General features: G+C 66.9%; 15 protein-coding genes. 10 read left to right on the forward strand and 5 right to left on the reverse strand.

Features of this window, described 5'->3' with window-relative positions:
• Positions 1–14: 14 nt before the first annotated feature.
• From guaD to ACK4HJ_RS11085, 3 genes are all read left to right on the forward strand, one after another.
• Complete coding sequence (gene guaD, locus ACK4HJ_RS11075) at positions 15–1,313, forward strand: guanine deaminase (RefSeq protein ID WP_409831136.1); 1,299 nt, start codon at positions 15–17, stop codon at positions 1,311–1,313.
• An 81-nt stretch (positions 1,314–1,394) separates the two neighbouring features.
• Positions 1,395–1,967 carry a dCTP deaminase gene (gene dcd, locus ACK4HJ_RS11080; RefSeq protein ID WP_008907297.1) on the forward strand — a complete coding sequence of 191 codons (573 nt, stop codon included), beginning with the start codon at positions 1,395–1,397 and terminating at the stop codon, positions 1,965–1,967.
• Positions 1,968–2,160: 193 nt separating this feature from the next.
• Complete coding sequence (locus tag ACK4HJ_RS11085) at positions 2,161–2,628, forward strand: hypothetical protein (protein ID WP_409831139.1); 468 nt, start codon at positions 2,161–2,163, stop codon at positions 2,626–2,628.
• Positions 2,629–2,645: 17 nt separating this feature from the next.
• Here ACK4HJ_RS11085 and ACK4HJ_RS11090 read toward each other — a convergent pair whose 3' ends face one another.
• The 3 genes from ACK4HJ_RS11090 to pcp form a co-directional block, all read right to left on the reverse strand.
• Positions 2,646–4,346, reverse strand: coding sequence for a diguanylate cyclase (locus ACK4HJ_RS11090; protein WP_409831141.1), 1,701 nt, complete (start codon positions 4,344–4,346; stop codon positions 2,646–2,648).
• On the reverse strand, positions 4,343–5,296 hold the full coding sequence (locus tag ACK4HJ_RS11095) for a delta(1)-pyrroline-2-carboxylate reductase family protein (RefSeq protein ID WP_409831144.1): 954 nt from the start codon (positions 5,294–5,296) through the stop codon (positions 4,343–4,345). The genes ACK4HJ_RS11090 and ACK4HJ_RS11095 overlap by 4 nt, the downstream gene beginning before the upstream one ends.
• 97 nt (positions 5,297–5,393) lie before the next feature.
• The gene (pcp, locus tag ACK4HJ_RS11100) at positions 5,394–6,053 is read right to left on the reverse strand and encodes a pyroglutamyl-peptidase I (protein ID WP_409831178.1); all 660 of its coding nucleotides are present in this window, start codon (positions 6,051–6,053) and stop codon (positions 5,394–5,396) included.
• A gap of 148 nt (positions 6,054–6,201) precedes the next feature.
• Here pcp and ACK4HJ_RS11105 point away from each other — a divergent pair, with 148 nt between their 5' ends.
• From ACK4HJ_RS11105 to ACK4HJ_RS11115, 3 genes are all read left to right on the forward strand, one after another.
• A complete protein-coding gene (locus ACK4HJ_RS11105; RefSeq protein WP_409831146.1) occupies positions 6,202–7,080 on the forward strand; it encodes a neutral zinc metallopeptidase in 879 nt (292 codons plus the stop codon).
• 168 nt (positions 7,081–7,248) lie between these two features.
• Positions 7,249–9,384, forward strand: coding sequence for a SulP family inorganic anion transporter (locus ACK4HJ_RS11110; RefSeq protein WP_409831148.1), 2,136 nt, complete (start codon positions 7,249–7,251; stop codon positions 9,382–9,384).
• Positions 9,385–9,728: 344 nt separating this feature from the next.
• Positions 9,729–11,246, forward strand: a complete 1,518-nt coding sequence (locus tag ACK4HJ_RS11115) for a DEAD/DEAH box helicase (protein WP_409831150.1) — start codon at positions 9,729–9,731, stop codon at positions 11,244–11,246.
• Between the two features lie 103 nt (positions 11,247–11,349).
• Here the strand turns inward: ACK4HJ_RS11115 and ACK4HJ_RS11120 are convergent, their stop codons facing one another.
• Complete coding sequence (locus tag ACK4HJ_RS11120) at positions 11,350–12,198, reverse strand: symmetrical bis(5'-nucleosyl)-tetraphosphatase (protein WP_409831153.1); 849 nt, start codon at positions 12,196–12,198, stop codon at positions 11,350–11,352.
• Positions 12,199–12,574: 376 nt separating this feature from the next.
• Between ACK4HJ_RS11120 and ACK4HJ_RS11125 the strand changes: the two genes are divergently transcribed.
• Positions 12,575–12,877 carry an H-NS histone family protein gene (locus tag ACK4HJ_RS11125; protein ID WP_409831155.1) on the forward strand — a complete coding sequence of 101 codons (303 nt, stop codon included), beginning with the start codon at positions 12,575–12,577 and terminating at the stop codon, positions 12,875–12,877.
• A 169-nt stretch (positions 12,878–13,046) separates the two neighbouring features.
• Here the strand turns inward: ACK4HJ_RS11125 and ACK4HJ_RS11130 are convergent, their stop codons facing one another.
• A complete protein-coding gene (locus ACK4HJ_RS11130) occupies positions 13,047–13,919 on the reverse strand; it encodes a helix-turn-helix domain-containing protein (protein ID WP_409831157.1) in 873 nt (290 codons plus the stop codon).
• 119 nt (positions 13,920–14,038) lie between these two features.
• On the opposite strand from ACK4HJ_RS11130, the gene ACK4HJ_RS11135 reads away from it, so the two are divergent.
• The 3 genes from ACK4HJ_RS11135 to ACK4HJ_RS11145 all read left to right on the forward strand — a co-directional run.
• Complete coding sequence (locus ACK4HJ_RS11135) at positions 14,039–14,446, forward strand: hypothetical protein (RefSeq protein ID WP_409831160.1); 408 nt, start codon at positions 14,039–14,041, stop codon at positions 14,444–14,446.
• A gap of 192 nt (positions 14,447–14,638) precedes the next feature.
• Entirely contained in the window at positions 14,639–17,578 is a 2,940-nt protein-coding gene (locus ACK4HJ_RS11140) for an aconitate hydratase (RefSeq protein ID WP_409831162.1), read from the forward strand.
• A 183-nt stretch (positions 17,579–17,761) separates the two neighbouring features.
• The coding region (locus ACK4HJ_RS11145) for a PAS domain-containing protein (RefSeq protein WP_409831165.1) at positions 17,762–19,856 on the forward strand (2,095 nt) is incomplete at its 3' end.

Genomic DNA, 19,856 nt, shown 5'->3' on the forward strand with positions numbered 1-19,856 from the left:
CTAAGCTCGCGCCCATGCCCGTCTACCGTTCCGCCCTTTTGCGCTTTGCCGACGATGGCCGCGCCCTGTACGACGAAGATGGCCTGCTGGCCGTGGGCCCCGATGCGCAGGGCCGCCAGCGCGTGCGTGCCGCAGGCGCTTGGCAGGCCCTGTCGCCGCAGTTTGCGGGCGATCCTGTGGTGCACCTGCCGGGGCGCATCCTGGCGCCAGGGTTTGTGGACATGCACATCCACTTTCCGCAGACCGATGTGATCGGCTCGCCCGCCGACGGCCTGCTGCCCTGGCTGGAGAATTACACGTTCCCGCACGAGTCGCGTTTTGTTGACCCGGCTTATGGCGCACATGTGGCCGGCTTCTTCGTGGACGAGTTGCTGCGCAACGGCGTGACTACGGCGCTCACATTTGCCACCTCACACCCCGCCAGCGTGGACGCGCTGTTCAGCGAGGCGCAGCGCCGGCACATGCGTCTCATCACCGGCAAGGTGCTCCAGGACCGCCACTCGCCCGATGGTGTGCGCGACAACACCGAGCAAAGCCTCATCGATACCGAAGCGTTGATCCAGCGCTGGCACGGCGTGGACCGCCTGGGCTACGCCATCACCCCGCGTTTTGCACCCACCAGCACGCATGGGCAACTGCGCGGCGCGGGTGAACTGGCGGCGCGCTACCCCGATGTGTGGATTCAGTCGCATGTGGCCGAGAACCTCGATGAAATCCGCTGGGCGCGCGAGCTGTTCCCCGCATCGCGCAGCTACCTGGGCGTGTACGACGACTTCGGTCTGATGCGCGAGCGGGCGGTGTACGCGCACTGCATCCACTTTGACGACGATGACCGCGCGCTGATGCGCGACACCGGCGCTGTGGCGGCCGTCAGCCCCACGAGCAACCTGTTTTTGGGTAGCGGCTTTTTCGACTACGCCGGTGCCGACCGCGTGGGCTTTGGTTACGGCCTGGCCAGTGATGTGGGCGGCGGCACCAGTTTCAGCCCTTTCAAGACCATGATGGCAGCCTACTACGTGGGGCGAGAGGGCCAGACGAAGCCGGGCCTGAGCCTGTCGCCCCAGCAGCTGTGGTGGCAGCACACAGCGGGCGCTGCCAGGGCGCTGGGCCTGGCGGGCGTGGTGGGCAACCTCCAGCCCGGCTGCGAGGCTGACTTTGTGGTGTTGAACCCTGAAGCGACGCCGCTGCTGGCGCGCAAGACCCGCCAGGCGCGCAACCTGGATGAGCTGTTGTTTGCGCTGATCGTGCTGGGCGACGACCGGGTGGTGGAAGAAACCGTGATTTCTCAAGCAAAATACGGCCCCAGCGCTTGATCATCAAGCGCTAACAGCTACGTATTTAATAGCGCCCGGCGGTTCGTACCCTGCCTGGGCCACAGCGCAGGGGATTGAGCCATGAGCATCAAGAGCGACAAATGGATCCGCCGCATGGCGGCTGAGCACGGAATGATCGAGCCCTTCGAGCCCGGCCAGGTGCGCGAGGCGGAGGGCAAAAAGATCATCAGCTACGGCACCAGCAGCTACGGCTACGACATCCGCTGCGCGCCCGAATTCAAGGTGTTCACCAACATCCACAGCACTGTGGTGGACCCCAAGAACTTCGATGAGAAGAGTTTTGTCGACTTTGAAGGCGACAGCTGCATCATCCCACCCAACAGCTTTGCGCTGGCGCGCACGGTCGAGTACTTCCGCATCCCGCGCAACGTGCTCACCATCTGCCTGGGCAAGAGCACCTACGCCCGCTGCGGCATCATCGTCAACGTCACCCCGTTCGAGCCCGAGTGGGAAGGTTACGTGACGCTGGAGTTCAGCAACACCACGCCGCTGCCCGCGCGCATCTATGCCGGCGAGGGCTGCGCCCAGGTGCTGTTCTTCGAGAGCGACAAGGACGATGTCTGCGAGGTCAGCTACCGCGACCGGGGCGGAAAGTACCAGGGCCAGGTGGGGGTGACGCTGCCCAAGGCCTAAGAAAGCGCGGCTCCCCAATGGTTTAGGGGCTAGGCTGTCAGTACTCTGCCTCCAGGCTTCGGTGTGCGATCGCACGCGTCCTACATCTCCAAGGCCCTTTGGCCGAAATGCAAGCAGGGGTAAGGTTTCTTAGCATGGATGTCACGGTTCCAGCGCATGCTGGAGGCGTGCAGTCTTTGAAAGGAACCTGGCCATGTTGACTTTTGCCCCCCCTTCTGCGGCCCCCTCGGCGGTTGGCTGGATCGGTGCGCTGGCAGCGCCGGTCGCCGCATGGCTGGCGCGCAGTTCCCGCCAGCGTGCTGCCGCGGCGGCGGTCCGCAGCCATCCCGTCGATCAGACCCCGGGCGAGCGCGCCGCAGTGGTGCCGTCGGTCTCGCATGATGAACAGGGCTGCTCCGCAGCGGCCGATGGCGGCACCGGCGCTGCGCACACCTACTGGCCCTGCGACAAGCTCAATGCCTTCATCCTGCGCATGGCGGCGCACGGTCAGTGCGTGAATGCGGACATGATGCTGGGCCACCGCCCGTACGCGCGTGAACGGCTGGCAGCGGCCGGCCAGATGGACGATGACGGCCTGCGCGAACTGGCCCAACAGCTGCAGCACTTTTTCGATGCGCCGCCCGAGGAGGCGGTCCAGACCCTGGACGACGTCCTTCACTGACTCGTCTCAAAGGCGGCTCATTCGGCCGTGCACACCCGGTTGCGACCCTGGCCCTTGGCTTCATACAGGGCCGCGTCGCCGCGCCGCAACAGGTCTGCACCTTGGTCTTGCGCGCCTCGCATGCTGGCCACGCCAGCGCTGACGGTGATCGTGCCGACCACGGGGTCCTGCTGTTGTGCCATGGCATGTACCAGCGCCTGCGCTATGGCCTGCGCCCCTGCCAGGTCCGTGTCTGGAAGCAGCACCACAAATTCTTCTCCGCCAAGGCGGGCGATCACATCCGACGCCCGCAGCCTGTCCTGCAACGTGAGCGCCAGGCGCCGCAGCACTTCATCGCCTGCGTCGTGGCCGTACGTGTCGTTGACCTTCTTGAAATGGTCCACGTCGACGGTGATCAGGCTCAACGGGCGGCCGCTTCGCCGCGCCATCGCCAGCGCAAAGGCCATTTGCGACTCAAACCCGCGCCGGTTGAGCAGGCCAGTCAGCACATCCGTGCGGGCTTGCAGGTCGAGCGCCCGGTTGGCTGATTCCAGTTCCAGCGTGCGCAGCCTCACGGTTTCTTCCATGGCTTCATGCGCTGCCAGCAAGCGGTGCGTCATGCGGCTCAGTGCGCCTGCCAGTGCCTGAACCTCGCGATTGCTGTGGACCGCGGGGATGTCAGCGCCGGGGGTGCCCGCCTCCACCGCACGCGCGGCATTTGCCAGCGCGTAGAGGTCTTCGCTTAACCTGCGCGCCGCCATCCAGGCCAGCAGGGTGGCCAGAAAAGCCGCCCCCAAGCCGATCAACAGCACGTTCCGCTCGGTGCGGTGCGCGTCGGCGAACGCCAGCGCCACCGGCTGGCGTGCGACGATGCGCCAGCCCAGATCGCTGGGCGCATTGCGTGGCTGCAGCTGAGTGGCCGCCGTGAGGTAGCGGCCCCCGTCGGACCACGGCACCACGGTCATGTCCATGCGCGCGTTGTCGCGGTTGTTGTTGATATGCAGGCCCTCTGGCAGGCGCTGCCCGGCAGCCTGCAGCGCACGCGCCTTGTCGCGGGGCGCCAGCACCATCTGGCCGTCGCGGTCGAAGATGAAGAGCTCCAACGCGCTTTCGTCCGACCGGGGTGGTGTGAGGCTCTCCAGCACTTCGCGCGTCCATTCCCAACTGCCGTGGATGCCCAGTACGCCCACCGTGCGGCCACCAACCCGGATAGGGGCAGCGAAGTCGACAAAGCGGTGAGGTTCGCCAGAAGGGAGAGGGGGCAGCAGACTGTCGAGCAGCTTGGCGGGGTGCACGTCGCCCACATACAAGGCCTCCTTGCCACCCTGAAACCATGGTCGCTCCGCCACGCTGCGGCCTTCCAGCAGGCCCCCCGTGGCCGCGCGGACCTGCCCCTGCACATCGGCCACCCCGATCCACAGGCTGTTTGGGTGCATGGCCTGCGCCCGCTGTAGCAGGTAGCGGGCCTCCGGCGAATCCAGACCCTTGTTCCATACCTGTTCGGAGTCTGCCAGCACCTGCGCTTCCAGGCTCCCTTCAAGCAGGCCCTTGGCCAGCAACTTGCCCGCGTTTTCCGCCACTGTCTGCAGCGCAATGCCCGCGTCGCGCTGCAACCGTTGTTTGAACCGGTCTCCCACTGCCAGCGACAGCAGCACCGAAAGGGCGACCACCAGCAGGCCAAAAACCATGGCGATTTGCGTACGCAGGCCATGGTCAGAGAAGCGAGCGTGCAACTTCATGGGCGCACCGGCATGGGTTGGGAATGCGGGTTTTCGGAGCGCAGGGCCAAGCGTGCGGCGGCGAGGTCCCAGCCAGCCCACCCACAGCCTTTGAACAGCACGGGCCCACGCGGCGCCGCCACGGTGCCGCCCACCACGTCGCGCAGCGTGGGAAGGGCCGCCACATCAAGGCCCGCCTGCAACAGGTCTCCTGCCTCATGGGCGGCGTCTTCGGTGTCCACAACGATGTGCCCCTGCCGTGCAAAGAACTTGCACACATCTGCCGACAGCTCGGCCTGGTCCGGCCTGTAGGCGCCCACGGCCGCAATGAAGGCATCCAGCCTGGGCACTGCGCTCAGCACCACCTGCTGGGCGGGGGTGCAGGTGGCGACCAGCGGGCAGTGGGGCAGGGCGGCATCCGCATCGGCCACCACGCGCGCCGTGGCGCCCAGCGCGCGCACCTGGCGCGCCAGTGTCTCGGCGCTGGCTGCGCTGCGCGACGCGATCCAGACCTCCTGCACGCCCAGGCCCTCGATGAAGGCTTGGGCGTGGGCCACGCCCTGCACACCGGCGCCCACCACCAGCAGCGGGCCGTCCGTGCGGGGCGCCAGGCGTTGCGCAGCCAGCAGCGACACGGCGGCCGTGCGGCGGGCAGTGACGGTCGGCCCGTCCAGCATCACCTGGCGCTCGCCCGTGGCCACGTCAAACACCACCACGTCGCCCTGGATGGACGGGCGCCCCGTACCTGCGTTGGCCGGCGTCAGGGTGATCAGCTTGGTCATGGCCATTTGGCCGTCGGCCGCAGGCATGACGAAAAGGCTGGCGCCCTCGGCCATGCGCAGCACGCTACGGGCGGGCACCGATACCGTGCGGTCTTGCAACAGTGCGGCAATTTCATTGGCCAGCGCACGCCAGGGCAGGCGCGCGGCGGTGGCGGCAGCGTCGAGCGTGCCGGAAGGAAGAGAAAGCATGCCGATGACTTTACACAGCGCCCAGCAGACACGTGGAGCGGGCAAGCCCTCAGAGTCGGGGCAAAAAGCCCTGGACTGAGGGACCTTGTTCAGCATCTCAGTGCGTTGCGCCCGCGCCCAGCACGAGGTCGTGTGGCGTCAGCGCCGCGGCCCACAGGGCGGCATGCACGCCCCGCACCATGTCACGCAGCGGCAGGTGGGGTGCACCCTGTTCGGGCATCCAGGGCACATGCATGAAGCCCCCACGGGCGCCGGCAGGGCCCGCGCCGCTCGCGAGCAGGTGCATGAGCCCGTAAAGCACGTGGTTGCATACAAAGGTGCCGGCGGTCTGAGACACCTCGCAGGGCACGCCCGCGCGCTGCGCGGCGCGCGCCATGGCCTTGATGGGCAGGCTGGAGAAATACGCGGCCGGGCCGCCGGGCACCACGGGCGTGTCGATGGGCTGCGCGCCCTGGTTGTCGGCAATGCGGGCGTCGTTGATGTTGATGCCCACGCGCTCCAGCGACAGGGCGCCGCGCCCGCCCGCCTGCCCCAGGCAGAGGGTGATGGCGGGCTGGTGCAGGTCCACCAGGGCCCGCAGGTGCTGCAGCGACGCACCAAACACGGTGGGCAGCTGGGCGGCCAGCACGGTGTGCCCCGCCACGTGCTGGCCCTGCAGCGCCTGGGCGATGAGCCAACTCGGGTTTTCGGTGTCGCCGCCGAAGGGATCAAAACCGGTGAGCAGGATGGCGGGGCGGTGTAGCGGCACGCGGTGCATAAGGGCGACGGGGTTGGACAAGAACGTGCCTTGCAGGGCAGGCAGGCGCCGATGGTACCGGCCTCCCGGCGCGGCGCGCCCGCGCGTAACATGCGGCCCATGCTTCCATGCCGGAGTGAGCGTGAGAGGCAATCTCGGGAGATGCGGTATGAAATGGGAAGGCAATCGCCAGTCGGACAACGTGGAAGACCGCCGTGGCGGCGGGGGTGGCGGTGGGTCGCCGGTGTTCGGTGGGCGCAGCATCGGCATCGGCACCATCGTCATCGCCCTGGTGGGCGGCTGGGTGCTGGGCATCAATCCGTTGACAATTTTGGGTTTGCTCAGCGGCGGCGGGCCGCCCGCGCAGGTGCAGACGCAGGGCCCCGCCCAGCGCCCGCCTGCGGACGACACCATGGCCCGGTTCGTGTCTACGGTGCTGGCCGACACCGAGGACGTGTGGGGCCAGGTGTTCCGCCAGGACGGCGGCCGCTATCAGGAGCCGCGGCTGGTTCTGTTCCGGGGCGCCACGCCCACCGCCTGTGGAACGGGGCAGGCGGCCATGGGCCCGTTCTACTGCCCGGCGGACCAGAAGGTGTACATCGACCTGGGCTTTTATGAAACCCTCAAGAACCGCCTGGGCGCTCCCGGGGACTTTGCCCAGGCGTATGTGATCGCTCACGAGGTGGGTCACCACGTGCAGAACCAGCTGGGCATCAGCGCCAAGGTGGACCAGATGCGTGGCCGGGTGAGCAAGGCTGAATACAACGCGCTGTCGGTACGCCTGGAACTGCAGGCGGACTGCTTCGCGGGCGTGTGGGCCCACCACGCGCAGAACGCGCGCCAGATCCTGGAGCAGGGCGATGTGGAAGAGGCCATGAACGCGGCCGCCAAGATTGGCGACGACGCGCTGCAGCGCGCCAGTGGCGGTGCCGTGGTGCCTGAGAGCTTCACCCACGGCACCAGCGCCCAGCGCCAGCGCTGGTTTCACAACGGGCTGCAGAACGGCAGCGTGAAGGCCTGCGACACGTTTGCGGCACGGAGTCTTTGATACACCCCCTTGAGCCGCTTTGCGGCCTCCCCCCGCTCTCGCAACGCTGCGCGTTGCGGGCAGGGGGACGCAGCCAGCGCGGCGGCGCGGCCCTTGCGCGGCTGCCCGCGCAAGGGCCGCGCCGGTTTCGTGAGGTGTAGGTGGCCTTTGGCGCTATGGAGAACCGAGATGTCCCCTGCTGAGCCTGCGCAGCCGCTGCGGTCGTCGGGCGTGGCCGCTGCGTGGTCGGCGGCGGCGGTCACCGTACCCCACGCGGTGGGGCTGGGGCTGCTGGCCTTTGCGCCGCTGGCGGGCGAGCATTCGCTGGCCGCGTTGGCGCTGTGGTCGGCCGCCCTGCCGGGCCTGCTGCTGACCCTGGTGCTGCCGCGCCCCGGCGTGGTGTACGCGCCGACCACGGTGGTCGCTTTGCTGTTTGCAGCGGTGCTGTCCACCGCACACGGCGCCGCGCCTGCGCTTGGGCTGAACGCGCGGCAGGTGCTGGCCGTGAGCGGCGCGACGGTGGCGCTGGCTTTTGCCTTTCAGTGGCTGCTGGGGGTGTTGCGTCTGGCCTCTGTGGCGCGGTTTTTGCCCATCTCGGTCACGCACGGGTTTGCAGCCGGGGTGGGCCTGTCGATGGTACTGGGGCAGGTGCACAACGCATTTGGCGCAGGCGCGGACGCGCCCTGGGATGCGCGGACGGGCTGGCACGCGCTGGCGGCCGCCGCAGTGGTGGCGCTGGCCTGGGGGCTGCGCCGCCGGTGGCCGCGCATGCCGGGCCTGCTCACGGCCGTGGTGCTGGTAACGCTGGCGGTGGCCGTGGCGGGCTTTTGGGGCCGGGGGCTGGGCGCGGTGTTTGCTCCTGCGGCGCAGCCCAGCGCGTTTGCCTGGCCGCTGTGGCCCGACTGGACGGACATCCCCTGGCTGGCGCTGGCGCGCGAGCAGGGCTCGGCCCTGGTGATGTTGGCGCTGTTGATGGCGCTGGTCAACAGCCTCGAAATCCTCGTCTTCAACCAGGAGCTGGAGCTGGACCACGGCCTGCGCGGCAATGCCAACCTTGCGCTCAGGCGCGAGAGCCTGCTGGGCGCGCTGTGCGGGCTGGTGGGCATGATCCCCGCGTCCACCAGTGCGTCGCGCTCGCGCATCGTGCTGGCACAGGCCGGGGCCGTGCGCGATGCGCCCCCCTGGCACGCCGGCATCATGCTGGGCGTGGCAGTGACGGGCGCCTGGTGGCTGCACTGGGTGCCCATGGCGTGTCTGGCCGGCGGTCTGGTGTTGGCTGGGCTCATGCAGGTGCCGGGCCTGATGTGGTCCTGGCGCTACGCCCGCCGCTCGCGCGTGACCTGGGCGCAGAGCTGGCTGGTGGCGCTGGTGTTTGCGGTCATGGGCGGCGTGGGCGCCCTGGTGGCAGGGCTGGTGGTGGCCACCTTCGTGCTGTTGCACGACTCGGCCGCCAAGGTGCTGCGCCATGTGCGGCTGGACGGCGAGCTGCGCTCGCGCCGCCTGCGCCGCGCCGGGTCGGACGTGTGGCTGGCGCCGCGCATGAACCAGGTAGCGGTGTTCGAACTGCAGGGCGTGATGTCGTTCGGCGTGGCGGCCCACCTCGCCGAGCAGGTGCGCATGATGCTCCTGCCGCGCCACCGCTGGGTCATTCTGGATGCAGGCCGTGTGCCAGCGTGGGACAGCACCGCTATGGCCCAGCTGCGCGCACTGGTACGCGACCTGGGCCAGCAGGGCATTGCGGCAGCCGTGGCGGCGCTGGACGCGGCCGCCGCCGAACACGCGGGCGAGCAGGTGCGCTGCTTTGCCGACCTGGACCGCGCGCTGGAATGGGCCGAGGCGGGCATCCTGTCACAGCGCCCGCTGGAAGAGCGCCCCGCGCGCCCCGAGACCGATCTGCTGGGCGAGATCGGCGAAGGCGTGCCGCAAGCCGCCGCCAAGGCGCTGCTGGCGCGGCTGCAGCACCAGGCGGTGCCGGCGCACGGCGTGGTCTTCAACGCGGGCGACACCGACCACGACCTGCTGGTGGTGCGATCGGGCCACATCACGTTGGTCACACAATGGCCGCCCGACAAAGGCCTGCGCCTGGCCACCGTGGGGCCCGGCATGGCGTTTGGCGAGATGGCGTTCCTGAACGGTGCCGCCCGCACGGCCAGCGCGGGCGTGGAGCGGGGCACGGCGCACCTGGTGCGGCTCACCCGGGCCGACTTTGACGCCTGGGCGGCACAACATCCTGCCGCCGCGCTCACGGTGATGAATAACCTCGCGCAAATCGGGGCGAGGCGGCTGGCCGCCACCACGCGCCAGTTGCGCGCAGTGTTGGAGTGAATTTGATGAAAAAACAGGCTCTAGCGCTTGATGGATAAGCGCTGGTAGCTACAAAAATCATAGTTTTTGCTGTGTGGCGCTTGTACTTTGTACCCAGGCCGTAACACATCCGCGCGCCCCCAAAATCGGGTTTTGGGCCACCGGTGCGACAATAGCGGGCTCAGGCAACGCTGAACAAGTCCTTTGCGCACTGCGCATTTCCCCTGCCGGGGCCCGGTTTGTGGCGTTGTACATCTTGCGGTAACCCCGGTTATCGCTGCAGTTTGCGCCTTGCAGCCTGCCCGCCAACAGCGGGCTGCCACATTGCTCAGACATACTCAGCGTCGCCCACAAACACGCTTTTAATGACTAGTTCCTTTTCCAATCTATCGCTGGCCGAGCCGCTGGCACGTGCTGTGGCCGAAATGGGCTACGAGTCCATGACTCCCATCCAGGAGCAGGCCATTCCGGTCGTGCTCACCGGCCAGGACGTGATGGGTGCGGCCCAGACCGGCACCGGCAAGACCGCCGCCTTCTCGCTGCCCCTGCTGCAGCGCCTGCTCAAGCACGAAAACAGCTCCACGTCACCCGCGCGCCACCCGGTGCGCGCCCTGGTGCTGCTGCCCACGCGCGAACTGGCCGACCAGGTGGCGCAGCAGATCGCGCTGTACGCCAAACACACCAAGCTGCGCAGCACAGTGGTGTTTGGCGGCATGGACATGAAGCCCCAGACCATCGAGCTGAAAAAAGGCGTCGAAGTGCTGGTGGCCACGCCGGGCCGGCTGCTGGACCACATCGAGGCCAAGAACGCGGTGCTCAACCAGGTCGAATACGTGGTGCTCGACGAGGCCGACCGCATGCTGGACATCGGCTTTTTGCCCGACCTGCAGCGCATCCTGAGCTACCTGCCCAAGCAGCGCACCACGCTGCTGTTCAGCGCCACGTTCTCGCCCGAGATCAAGCGCCTGGCCAGCAGCTATCTGCAGAACCCCATCACCATCGAAGTCGCCCGGCCCAACGAAACGGCCTCCACGGTGGAGCAGCGCTTCTACAGCGCCAATGACGACGACAAGCGCCGCGCCATCCACCAAGTGCTCAAGACGCGCGGCATCAAGCAGGCCTTCATCTTCGTGAACAGCAAGCTCGGCTGTGCCCGCCTGGCGCGCAGCCTGGAGCGCGAAGGCCTCAAGACAGCCGCCCTGCACGGCGACAAGAGCCAGGACGAGCGCCTGAAGGCGCTGGAAGCCTTCAAGAAGGGCGAAGTCGATCTGCTGGTGTGTACCGACGTTGCCGCGCGCGGCCTGGACATCAAGGATGTGCCGGCGGTGTTCAACTTCGACGTGCCCTTCAACGCCGAAGACTATGTGCACCGCATCGGCCGCACGGGCCGAGCAGGCGCCTCCGGCCTGGCCGTCACGCTGGTATCGGGCAGCGATGCGCGCCTGGTGGCCGACATTGAGAAGCTGATCAAGAAAAAGATCGAACTGGAGGCCGTCGAGTACGACGAAGACCAGCCCCGGGGCCGCATCAACGACGGCCGCCGCGCCTGGCGGGAAGCGGGTGAGACGGGCGACGGGCGCGATGCGCTGGGCGGCTCGGGCCCGCGCCGCGAGCGTGACCGTGACCACCGCGGCGGCCGCGAATCCCGTGATTCCCGTGAGCCACGCGATCAGCACCGAGGCTTCCGCCCCGCAGCGATCTCGCGCGACCCGTTTTTCGAAAAGCCTTACGAGGCCAATGCTGCCTCCGACGCCGCCCCCGCTTGGGAGGCCGCCGCCAAGTCCGTGCCGCGCAGCAGCATCTCGGCCAACATCAAGCCCAAGCGCAAGGTGGCCGCGCTGTTCAAGGCAGCCGTCCAGCCCGAGACCTCGGCGCAGTCTTGATGCGGAAAATGGAGCCGAAACAGGCTCCAGCGCTTATTCCGTAAGCGCCATTAGCTATTGAAAACATAGCGTTTGCTGGTGCCGCCCATGGCGCAACCTGGGCTTATCCGCCCGGTTGCTGTGCCTGCTCGCAGTGCACCTGCAGCAGCTCCCGCTCGGCCAGGGTGGCGCCAAAGCGCACGGCGCTCAGGCACCCGCCCCACACGCAGCCCGTGTCCAGCCCCAACAGATCGCTGCGGTCCAGAAAGCCCAGCGTGGACCAGTGTCCGAAGGCCATCACCGCTGTGCCGGCGGTGCGGCGGCCCGGCACGTCAAACCAGGGCATGAGGCCGGGTGGCGCGGTGCTGGCGCTTTCGGTGCTTTCAAAATCCATCACCCCATCGGCTGAGCAAAAGCGCAGCCGCGTGAGGGCGTTCACGATCACGCGCAACCGGTCCGTGCCGGTCAGCGTGTCGCTCCAGCGGTTGGGCGTGTTGCCGTACATGGCGTGCAAGAAGGCGGGCAGATCGGGGCTCTGCAGCACGGCCTGCACCTCGTTGGCATAGGCCAGTGTGCCGGCTGCGGACCACGCGGGCAACACGCCAGCATGCACCATCAGCAGCGTCTGCCCAGCGTGCGTGTGGGCGCGCACCAGCGGTTGCTGGCGCACCCAATGCAGCAGCGCGTCGCGATCGGGTGCGTCCAGCACGCTGCCCAGCGTGTCGCGCCGCGATAGTTTGCGGGCGCCGGCCGCAGCGGCCAGCAGGTGCAGGTCGTGGTTGCCCAGCAGGCAGCGGATGGCGTCGCCATGCTGCATGCAGCGCCGCAGCACCGCGGCTGAGTCTGGTCCGCGGTTGACCAGGTCGCCCAGGAGGTACACCGTGTCGCGGCTGGCCGAAAAGCCTATCAAGTCCAGCAGGCGGCCCAGCGCGCTGTCGCAACCCTGGATATCGCCAATACAGTAAAGAGCCATTGTGAAAAGAATAAAGTGTGGAGTGAACGCTCAACACTGATTCTCGGTGTTTTGCGAGGGGATGCTGGTCATATTGGCGGCCATGCGTTGAGTGTTGTCATAACACTGGCAGTAGCATTTTTGCGTGAGAACCGGGCGGGTTGGGTGCCAATGGAGACGCGTTGCATGCGGGGATGCCGATATTAGACCCTGCGAATACGAAGGTCGTCTGATCTCATGGGGCCTTCACAGACGGTATTGAATAGTTAAGGGGCCAGCGGGGTTTGGCGTGTAGGTAATCGCCGCGTTTTGCGACAAATTTTTTGGGCTCCATGCAGAACGACTGCAATATTCCTATAATCTGGCGGTCGTTCACCTTCCCTTTAATGCAGACACCATGACCAGCTACAAAGAACTTTTGAAGCAGCGCGAAGCCCTTGAGCAACAAATCAACGAGGCGCGCCGTCGTGAATTGTCCGATGCCGTGGCCCAGGTTCGCGCACTGGTGGCAGAACATGGTTTGACCGCACAGGACGTATTCCCTTCAGGCAAGGCTGCTGGCAAAACCACACGCAGTTCCACCGCTGGCACCAAGGTGGCCCCCAAATACCGCGACCCCGCCACCGGCCAGACCTGGACAGGCCGTGGCAAGGCACCCAAGTGGATCCAGAACCAGGATCGCGAAAAGTTTGCGATTTAAGGCAGCGTTATTGGCTACCCTTTAAAGGGCGCACGGCCACTCGCCACTGCAATGGCGCCTTTTTAAAAATGCCCGCATCTGCGGGCTTTTTTTGTGCCCGCGGGATTATTGCAGCGACGGGAGTCTGAACGGTTCGCGGCAAGCGGGCAGCCACCGGCCATCGCCCGATTCAGGACGGGGTCTGCGTCATTTCGCGCAATACCTGGGCCGTGAATGCGTCCGCCGGGAAAAACGATTCCACCGCCAATTCCTGCAGTGTCACGTCCACGGGGGTTCCGAATATGGTGGTGGTGCTGATGAGCGAGAGCATTCCGTGCACGCTCTCAAAGCAAAAGGGCATTACCACCCCAAGCATTTCTCCATCCAGCACCAGCGGGCTGGCGTCTGGCGGCGTGGGGTATTGCTGCAATTCAGCCTGCAAGGCAATCAGCGCCGGGTCGGCCGTGGCCTGAATTTGCTGGCGCAGGCGTTCAAACAAGTGGGCGCGCCACTGGGCCAGGTTGGCGATACGGGGCGCCAGCCCGTCGGGGTGCAGGCTGAGGCGGAAGACGTTAATCGGCGGTGCCAACAGCGCGGGGCTGACGTGTGCGGCCAGCAGCGCCTGGGCAGCCTGGTTTGCGGCCACGACGTTCCAGCAGCGGTCCAGCGCGATGGCGGGGCAGGGCTCGTGGCCCTTGAGCACCAGTTCCACCGCTTGGCGGGCGGCTGCCAGCGCCGGGTCGTCCAGCGCCCGCTCGCGGTACATGGGCGCATAGCCGGCGGCCACCAGCAGGGCGTTGCGCTCGCGCAGCGGGATGGCTAGACGCTCGCACAAGCGCAGCACCATGTCGCGGCTGGGGTTGGTGCGCCCGGTTTCCATGAAGCTCACGTGCCGGGTGGAGATGTCGGCTTCGTCGGCCAGCTCCAGCTGGCTCAGGTGCCGCTGCTGGCGCCAGGTGCGCAGGTGGTCGCCAAACGAGGTGGGCCCTGCCGGTGCCACGCGGTGGGGCAGCGGGTGGCGGGCTGCGCGGTGGGGGGAGGAGGAAGGCTGCGGGGAGGTCATAGCCGCCATCCTAGGCGCAAACCGTGCGCGAGCCATTACCTGCCACGTCATCGACGACATGCGGCGGGGCGGCAACCATGCAGCCTTCTTTCATGTGTTTTCACTTCAAGGAGCCTGCCATGTTGAGCTTTCTCTCGTCCCCTTCCGTTCTGCGCGCTACCGTGTGGTTTGATGCCTCCACGGGGGTTCTGTTGGGTGCCGCGCACCTGCTGCTCACCTCGCAGCTGGCCGAATGGCTGGGCCTGCCCGCGAGCCTGCTCATGGGCACGGGCGTGGCGCTGCTGGTCTATGCCGCGCTGGCCATCCGCATCGCCAGCGCGCGCAGCATGCCGCGGGGCCTGCTGTGGCTGTTGATTGTGGGCAACCTGGCTTGGGCCCTGGCCAGCCTGGTGCTGCTGCTGGGCAGTGCGGTGCAGCCCACCCTGCTGGGTCAGGGCTACCTGCTGGTGCATGTGGTGTCGGTGGCGCTGTTGGCCGAACTGCAGTGGATGGGCGTGCGCCGCCTGCCGGGCTTGGCAACGGCATAGCCTGAAATGTGAAATTGCTTCACTATTGATAGCTGCCAGCGCTTGTTGGATAAGCGCTAGCGGCTATTTTTGCTTGAATTTTTGGCGTGGAGGAGCGGCCAGGGCGCAGCAGGAGGCTGCGCAAACCCCCACGATTGCGCCGTCGCGCGAGGCTGCCAGAATAGGCCTTGTTGCCTTCTACAGGAGTTCGCCATGGCCGTTTCCCGCACGTTGTCGCCAAAGCCCGCACGCCACGCATTTGCCAACACCCTCAAGACGTTCAGCACCGCATCCGGCAAGGAGGGGCAGTTCTATTCGCTGCCTGCACTCGCCCGGCAGTTCCCCGAGATCAAACGCCTGCCGGTGTCGATCCGTATCGTGCTGGAGTCGGTGCTGCGCAACTGCGACGGCCGCAAGGTGACACCGGAGCACGTCGAGCAACTGGCCCGCTGGGCGCCCAACGCCGCCCGCACCGATGAAATTCCGTTTGTCGTATCGCGCGTGGTGCTGCAGGACTTCACCGGCGTGCCGCTGCTGGCCGACCTCGCCGCCATGCGCAGCACCGCCGCACGCCTGGGCAAGAGCCCCAAGAAAATCGAGCCCCTGGTGCCGGTGGACCTGGTGGTGGACCACTCCATCATGATCGACCACTACGGCAAGAAGAACTCGCTGGATCTGAACATGAAGCTCGAATTCCAGCGCAACCGCGAGCGTTACGAGTTCATGAAATGGGGCATGCAGGCTTTTGACACGTTTGGCGTGGTGCCCCCCGGCTTCGGCATCGTGCACCAGGTCAACCTGGAATATCTGGCGCGCGGCGTGCACAAGAACAAGGGCGGCGTGTACTACCCCGACACACTGGTGGGCACCGACAGCCACACCACCATGATCAACGGCATCGGTGTGGTGGGCTGGGGCGTGGGCGGCATCGAGGCCGAAGCCGCCATGCTGGGCCAGCCCGTCTACTTCCTTACTCCCGACGTGGTGGGCTTTGAGATGACCGGCCAGCTGCGCGAGGGCGTCACCGCCACCGACTTGGTGCTTACGGTGACCGAGATCCTGCGCCAGCACAAGGTGGTGGGAAAGTTCGTCGAATTCTTCGGCGAGGGTACCCGCACCCTTGCGCTGCCCGACCGCGCCACCATCGGCAACATGGCGCCCGAGTACGGCGCCACCATGGGCTTTTTCCCTGTTGATGAGAAGACCATCGACTACTTCCGCGGCACAGGGCGCACCAAGGCAGAGATCGAAGCTTTCGAGGCCTACTTCAAGGCGCAGGGTCTGTTTGGCGTGCCGCTGGCCGGGGAGGTGGATTACTCGCAGGTCGTGAAGCTGGACCTCGGCAGCGTAACGCCCAGTTTGGCCGGCCCCAAGCGCCCGCAGGACCGCATCGAGTTGGGCAAGGTCTGCAGCCAGTTTGCGGAGCTGTTCAGCAAGCCCATCGCGCAGAACGGCTTCAACCGCCCGGCCGAGCTGCTGCACACGCGCCACCACGTGCGTGCCAGCGAGGTGCCGATGGCGCTGTCCGCGCCCGAGGAGAAGCCTGCCCCCGCTGGCGCACCCCGCTTTCTGGTCGAGATGGAACAGAACAAGCCGACGCTTGCGGCTGCCCATGCCGAGGTGCCGTCAGCCGTTGCCAACCGCACGGGTGACGTGACGGTGGGCAACGGCGACGTGCTGATCGCCGCCATCACTAGCTGCACCAACACCAGCAACCCCAGCGTGCTGCTGGCGGCCGGCCTGCTCGCCAAGAAGGCGGTGGAGGCGGGGCTCAAGGTCAAGCCCCACATCAAGACATCGCTGGCGCCTGGCTCGCGCATCGTCACCGAATACCTCACCGAAACCGGCCTGCTGCCCTACCTGGAGAAGCTGGGCTTTGCCATTGCCGGCTACGGCTGCACCACCTGCATCGGCAATGCGGGCGATTTGACGCCCGAACTGAACGAGGCCATCACCGGCAATGACCTGGTCTGCGCCGCCGTGCTGTCGGGCAACCGCAACTTCGAGGCGCGCATCCATCCCAACATCAAGGCCAACTTCCTGGCCAGCCCGCCGCTGGTGGTGGCCTATGCGATTGCCGGTACCGTGCTCAAGGACCTGATGACCGAGCCGGTGGGCAGGGGCAAGGGCGGGCGCGACGTGTATCTGGGCGACATCTGGCCCAGCAGTGACGAAGTGCATGCGCTGCTGCGGTTTGCGATGAACGGCAAGGCCTTCCGCGAGAACTACGCCAAGGTGGCCTCCGAACCCGGCAAGCTCTGGGAAAAGATTCGGGGCGTGAGCGGCAACACCTACACCTGGCCTGCCAGCACTTACATCGCCGAGCCACCGTTCTTTCAGAAGTTTGCTCTCGAAAAGGTAGCTGCCAGCGCAAGCCCAGAAAGCGCTGGGGGCCAAGATGATGCAAAACTTCCGTCCGTGCTGGGCGCTCGCATCATGGCGTTGTTCGGTGACTCCATCACCACCGACCACATCTCGCCCGCAGGCTCCATCAAGGAAAGCTCGCCCGCCGGCCAGTGGTTGCTGCAGCACGGCGTGATGAAGCAGGACTTCAACAGCTACGGCGCGCGCCGCGGCAACCACGACGTGATGGTGCGCGGCACCTTTGCCAACGTGCGCATCAAGAACCTGATGATCCCGCCGCAGGCCGATGGCTCGCGCGAAGAGGGCGGTGTGACGGTGTTCCAGAACGAAGGGGCGCTGCAGGGCGAGAAGATGTTCATCTTCGACGCCGCCATGCAGTACATGGCTCAGGGGACGCCCACCGTGGTTTTTGCGGGCGAGGAATACGGCACGGGCTCCAGCCGCGACTGGGCGGCCAAGGGCACGCAGCTGCTCGGCATCAAGGCCGTGGTGGCGCGCAGCTTCGAGCGCATCCACCGCTCCAACCTGGTCGGCATGGGCGTGCTGCCGCTGCAGTTCAAGGCGGGCGAATCGTGGGAGACGCTGGGCCTGACCGGCAACGAAGTGATTGACGTGGTGCCAGACCCCGCGCTCACCCCGCAAAGCGATGCCAGGCTGGTCATTCACCGCGCCGATGGCTCCCAACAGGAAGTCACTGTGACCCTGCGCATCGACACCCCCATCGAGGTGGACTACTACCAGGCCGGCGGCATCCTGCCGTTTGTGCTGCGCCAGCTGCTGGAGGGCTGACCCACGCGAGGCGTGGACGCAACATCAAACGGGGCCGAGGCCCCGTTTTTGTTTTGCCTTTGCTTTGGTGAGTAGGTAGCGGACGGCAGGCCGCGGCCGGCGGTGGCCGCACCCCGCCATGCACGGGATTTCACCCGTGGAAAACAGCATGAACACCGGCCCGCTCGTCGATACACTTGCAACGTGACACCCGCCCAGCCCACCCCCCCGCCGCCGCGCCCCGAGCTGTCGGGTGCGCCCGCCTTCACGGTGGTGCTGGTGGTCACGGTGCTGGCCCTGGTCATCGTGCCGGTCGTGCAGATGCTGGGGCAGGGCGACGGCGGGCAGCACGGGCTCGAGCCGTTCATGGAGTTGGTGGCCGTGCTGCTGGGTTTGCTGGTGGTGTCGGTGTCATTGCACACGCTGGATGGGCGCGAACAGGCCCGGGCCAACGTGCTGGTGGTGGGCTTCAGCGTCGCCGCCGCATGCAATTTCCTGCATGGGGTGCTGGCGCATTCCACCCCGGTGCACATGCCGGCCGGTAGCGCCCACATCTCCCTGTGGCTCAGCACGTGGGCCCGCGTGGCCGAGGTGGCGACCTTGCTGCTCACGGCGCTGCAGGTGTCGGCCGCAGGCTCGGCACGCCTGTGGCTGGCGGGCGCTGGGTGCGCGGTGGTGCTCACGGTGGTGTCCGCTCTGGGGCCGTTGCCAGCGTGGTTTGCCCAGGCGGCCGGCGGAGGGTTGCGCCAGGGCCTGGCCCTGGGCCTGGCCGCTGTGCTGGCTGCCGCGGCCACTCTGCTGCTGCTGCGCAGCGCAGCCCGCCATGCGCAGCAGCGCGACCGGGTGTTTGGCTGGGCGGCGGTGGTGTTTTGCGGCGGCGAACTGACCGTGGCGCTGTTGGGCGGGCACACGCCGATCGGTGGGCCCCTGGCCCACGGGTTGCGCGTCGTGGCCTATGCGCTGTTGTTCCAGGCTGTGTTCAACGCGGGCATCCGGTTGCCATTTGCCCGCTTGCAGGAGGCCGAGGCGCGCCTGCGCGAAAGCGAAAGCCGCCTGTCCCTGCTGGGCCGCAACCTGCCGCACAGCGTCTTGTTTCAGATGGTGCGCGAGCTGGATGGCCGCGTGCATTTTGTTCACATGGGCGAGGCCATCGAAAGGCTCAACGGCGTGCGCGTGGAAGAGGTGATGGCCGACCCCGGGGTGCTCTATCGCCAGATCCTGGAGGAAGACATCGCGCAACTGCGCCAAGCAGAGCGGGAGTCGTACCTGAACATGTCGAGCATGGAGATCGCCATCCGCGTGCGCCGCACCGATGGCCAGGTGCGCTGGATGCACCTGAGCTCGTCCCCCCGCCTGCTGGACGACGGCCGCCTGCTGTGGGACGGCGTGCAGACCGACATCACCGCGCACCACCAGGCCGAGGAAGCCGCGCACGCGCAGGAGGCGCTGATGGCCAACCTGCTGCGCCACGTGCCCGGCGGCGTGGCGCGCGTGGGCAGCGACATGCGGGTGCTCTATGTCAACGACCAGCAGGCCCAGTGGCTGGGCCGCCCGGTGCAGGAGGCACTGGGCCAGCGGGTGCAGGACCTGGTGTCGACCGAGCTCATGGCGCGCATGCAACCGCATTTCGACAAGGCGTTTGCCGGCGAAACCACGGTGTTTGAAAGCCGCATCGATTCGCCCGACGGCACCATGTACCGCCACACCACCATCGCCCCGGAAAGCGTGACCGAGCAGGGCGTGCCCGCCGTGGTGCTGTTTGCCTACGACATGACGGAGCTCAAGCGTGTGGAGGCCGAGCTTGCCGAGCAGAAGGCCCACCTCGCGCGGGTGGTCAACGCCATGCCCGACATGGTGTTCCTCAAGGACGTGAACGGGGTCTACCTGTCGGTCAACCCGGTGTTCGAACGGTTTGCGGGGCGACCGGAGCGCCACATCGTGGGTTGCAATGACTACGACCTGACGTCACCCGCGCAGGCAGACCAGTTCCGCAAGTATGACCAGCGCGCCATGCAGGCCTGGCAGCCCCTGGTGTATGAAGAAACCCTCACCTTTGCCGAAGACGGCTACCAGGGTCAGTTCGAGACCATCAAAACCCCCATCCGCGACATGAATGGCCGCGTGACTGGCGTGCTGGGCGTGTGCCGCGACATCACCGACCGCAAACGCGCAGAACAAGAAATCGAACGCCTGGCGTTCTACGACGCCCTGACCGGTCTGCCCAACCGCCGCCTGCTGCTGGACCGCCTGCAACGCTCTATCGCAGCTTGCCAGCGCACCCGCGCCCAGGGCGCGCTGC

It is taken from the genome of Acidovorax sp. (assembly GCF_046294525.1).
Classification (GTDB): Bacteria; Pseudomonadota; Gammaproteobacteria; order Burkholderiales; family Burkholderiaceae_C; genus Acidovorax.

Excerpts from the sequence above, each read along its gene's own strand:
- guaD (WP_409831136.1), top strand. The coding sequence starts at position 15 with ATGCCCGTCTACCGTTCCGCCCTTTTGCGCTTTGCCGACGATGGCCGC.
- dcd (WP_008907297.1), top strand. The coding sequence starts at position 1,395 with ATGAGCATCAAGAGCGACAAATGGATCCGCCGCATGGCGGCTGAGCAC.
- ACK4HJ_RS11085 (WP_409831139.1), top strand. The coding sequence starts at position 2,161 with ATGTTGACTTTTGCCCCCCCTTCTGCGGCCCCCTCGGCGGTTGGCTGG.
- ACK4HJ_RS11090 (WP_409831141.1), bottom strand. The coding sequence starts at position 4,346 with ATGAAGTTGCACGCTCGCTTCTCTGACCATGGCCTGCGTACGCAAATC.
- ACK4HJ_RS11095 (WP_409831144.1), bottom strand. The coding sequence starts at position 5,296 with ATGCTTTCTCTTCCTTCCGGCACGCTCGACGCTGCCGCCACCGCCGCG.
- pcp (WP_409831178.1), bottom strand. The coding sequence starts at position 6,053 with ATGCACCGCGTGCCGCTACACCGCCCCGCCATCCTGCTCACCGGTTTT.
- ACK4HJ_RS11105 (WP_409831146.1), top strand. The coding sequence starts at position 6,202 with ATGAAATGGGAAGGCAATCGCCAGTCGGACAACGTGGAAGACCGCCGT.
- ACK4HJ_RS11110 (WP_409831148.1), top strand. The coding sequence starts at position 7,249 with ATGTCCCCTGCTGAGCCTGCGCAGCCGCTGCGGTCGTCGGGCGTGGCC.
- ACK4HJ_RS11115 (WP_409831150.1), top strand. The coding sequence starts at position 9,729 with ATGACTAGTTCCTTTTCCAATCTATCGCTGGCCGAGCCGCTGGCACGT.
- ACK4HJ_RS11120 (WP_409831153.1), bottom strand. The coding sequence starts at position 12,198 with ATGGCTCTTTACTGTATTGGCGATATCCAGGGTTGCGACAGCGCGCTG.
- ACK4HJ_RS11125 (WP_409831155.1), top strand. The coding sequence starts at position 12,575 with ATGACCAGCTACAAAGAACTTTTGAAGCAGCGCGAAGCCCTTGAGCAA.
- ACK4HJ_RS11130 (WP_409831157.1), bottom strand. The coding sequence starts at position 13,919 with ATGACCTCCCCGCAGCCTTCCTCCTCCCCCCACCGCGCAGCCCGCCAC.
- ACK4HJ_RS11135 (WP_409831160.1), top strand. The coding sequence starts at position 14,039 with ATGTTGAGCTTTCTCTCGTCCCCTTCCGTTCTGCGCGCTACCGTGTGG.
- ACK4HJ_RS11140 (WP_409831162.1), top strand. The coding sequence starts at position 14,639 with ATGGCCGTTTCCCGCACGTTGTCGCCAAAGCCCGCACGCCACGCATTT.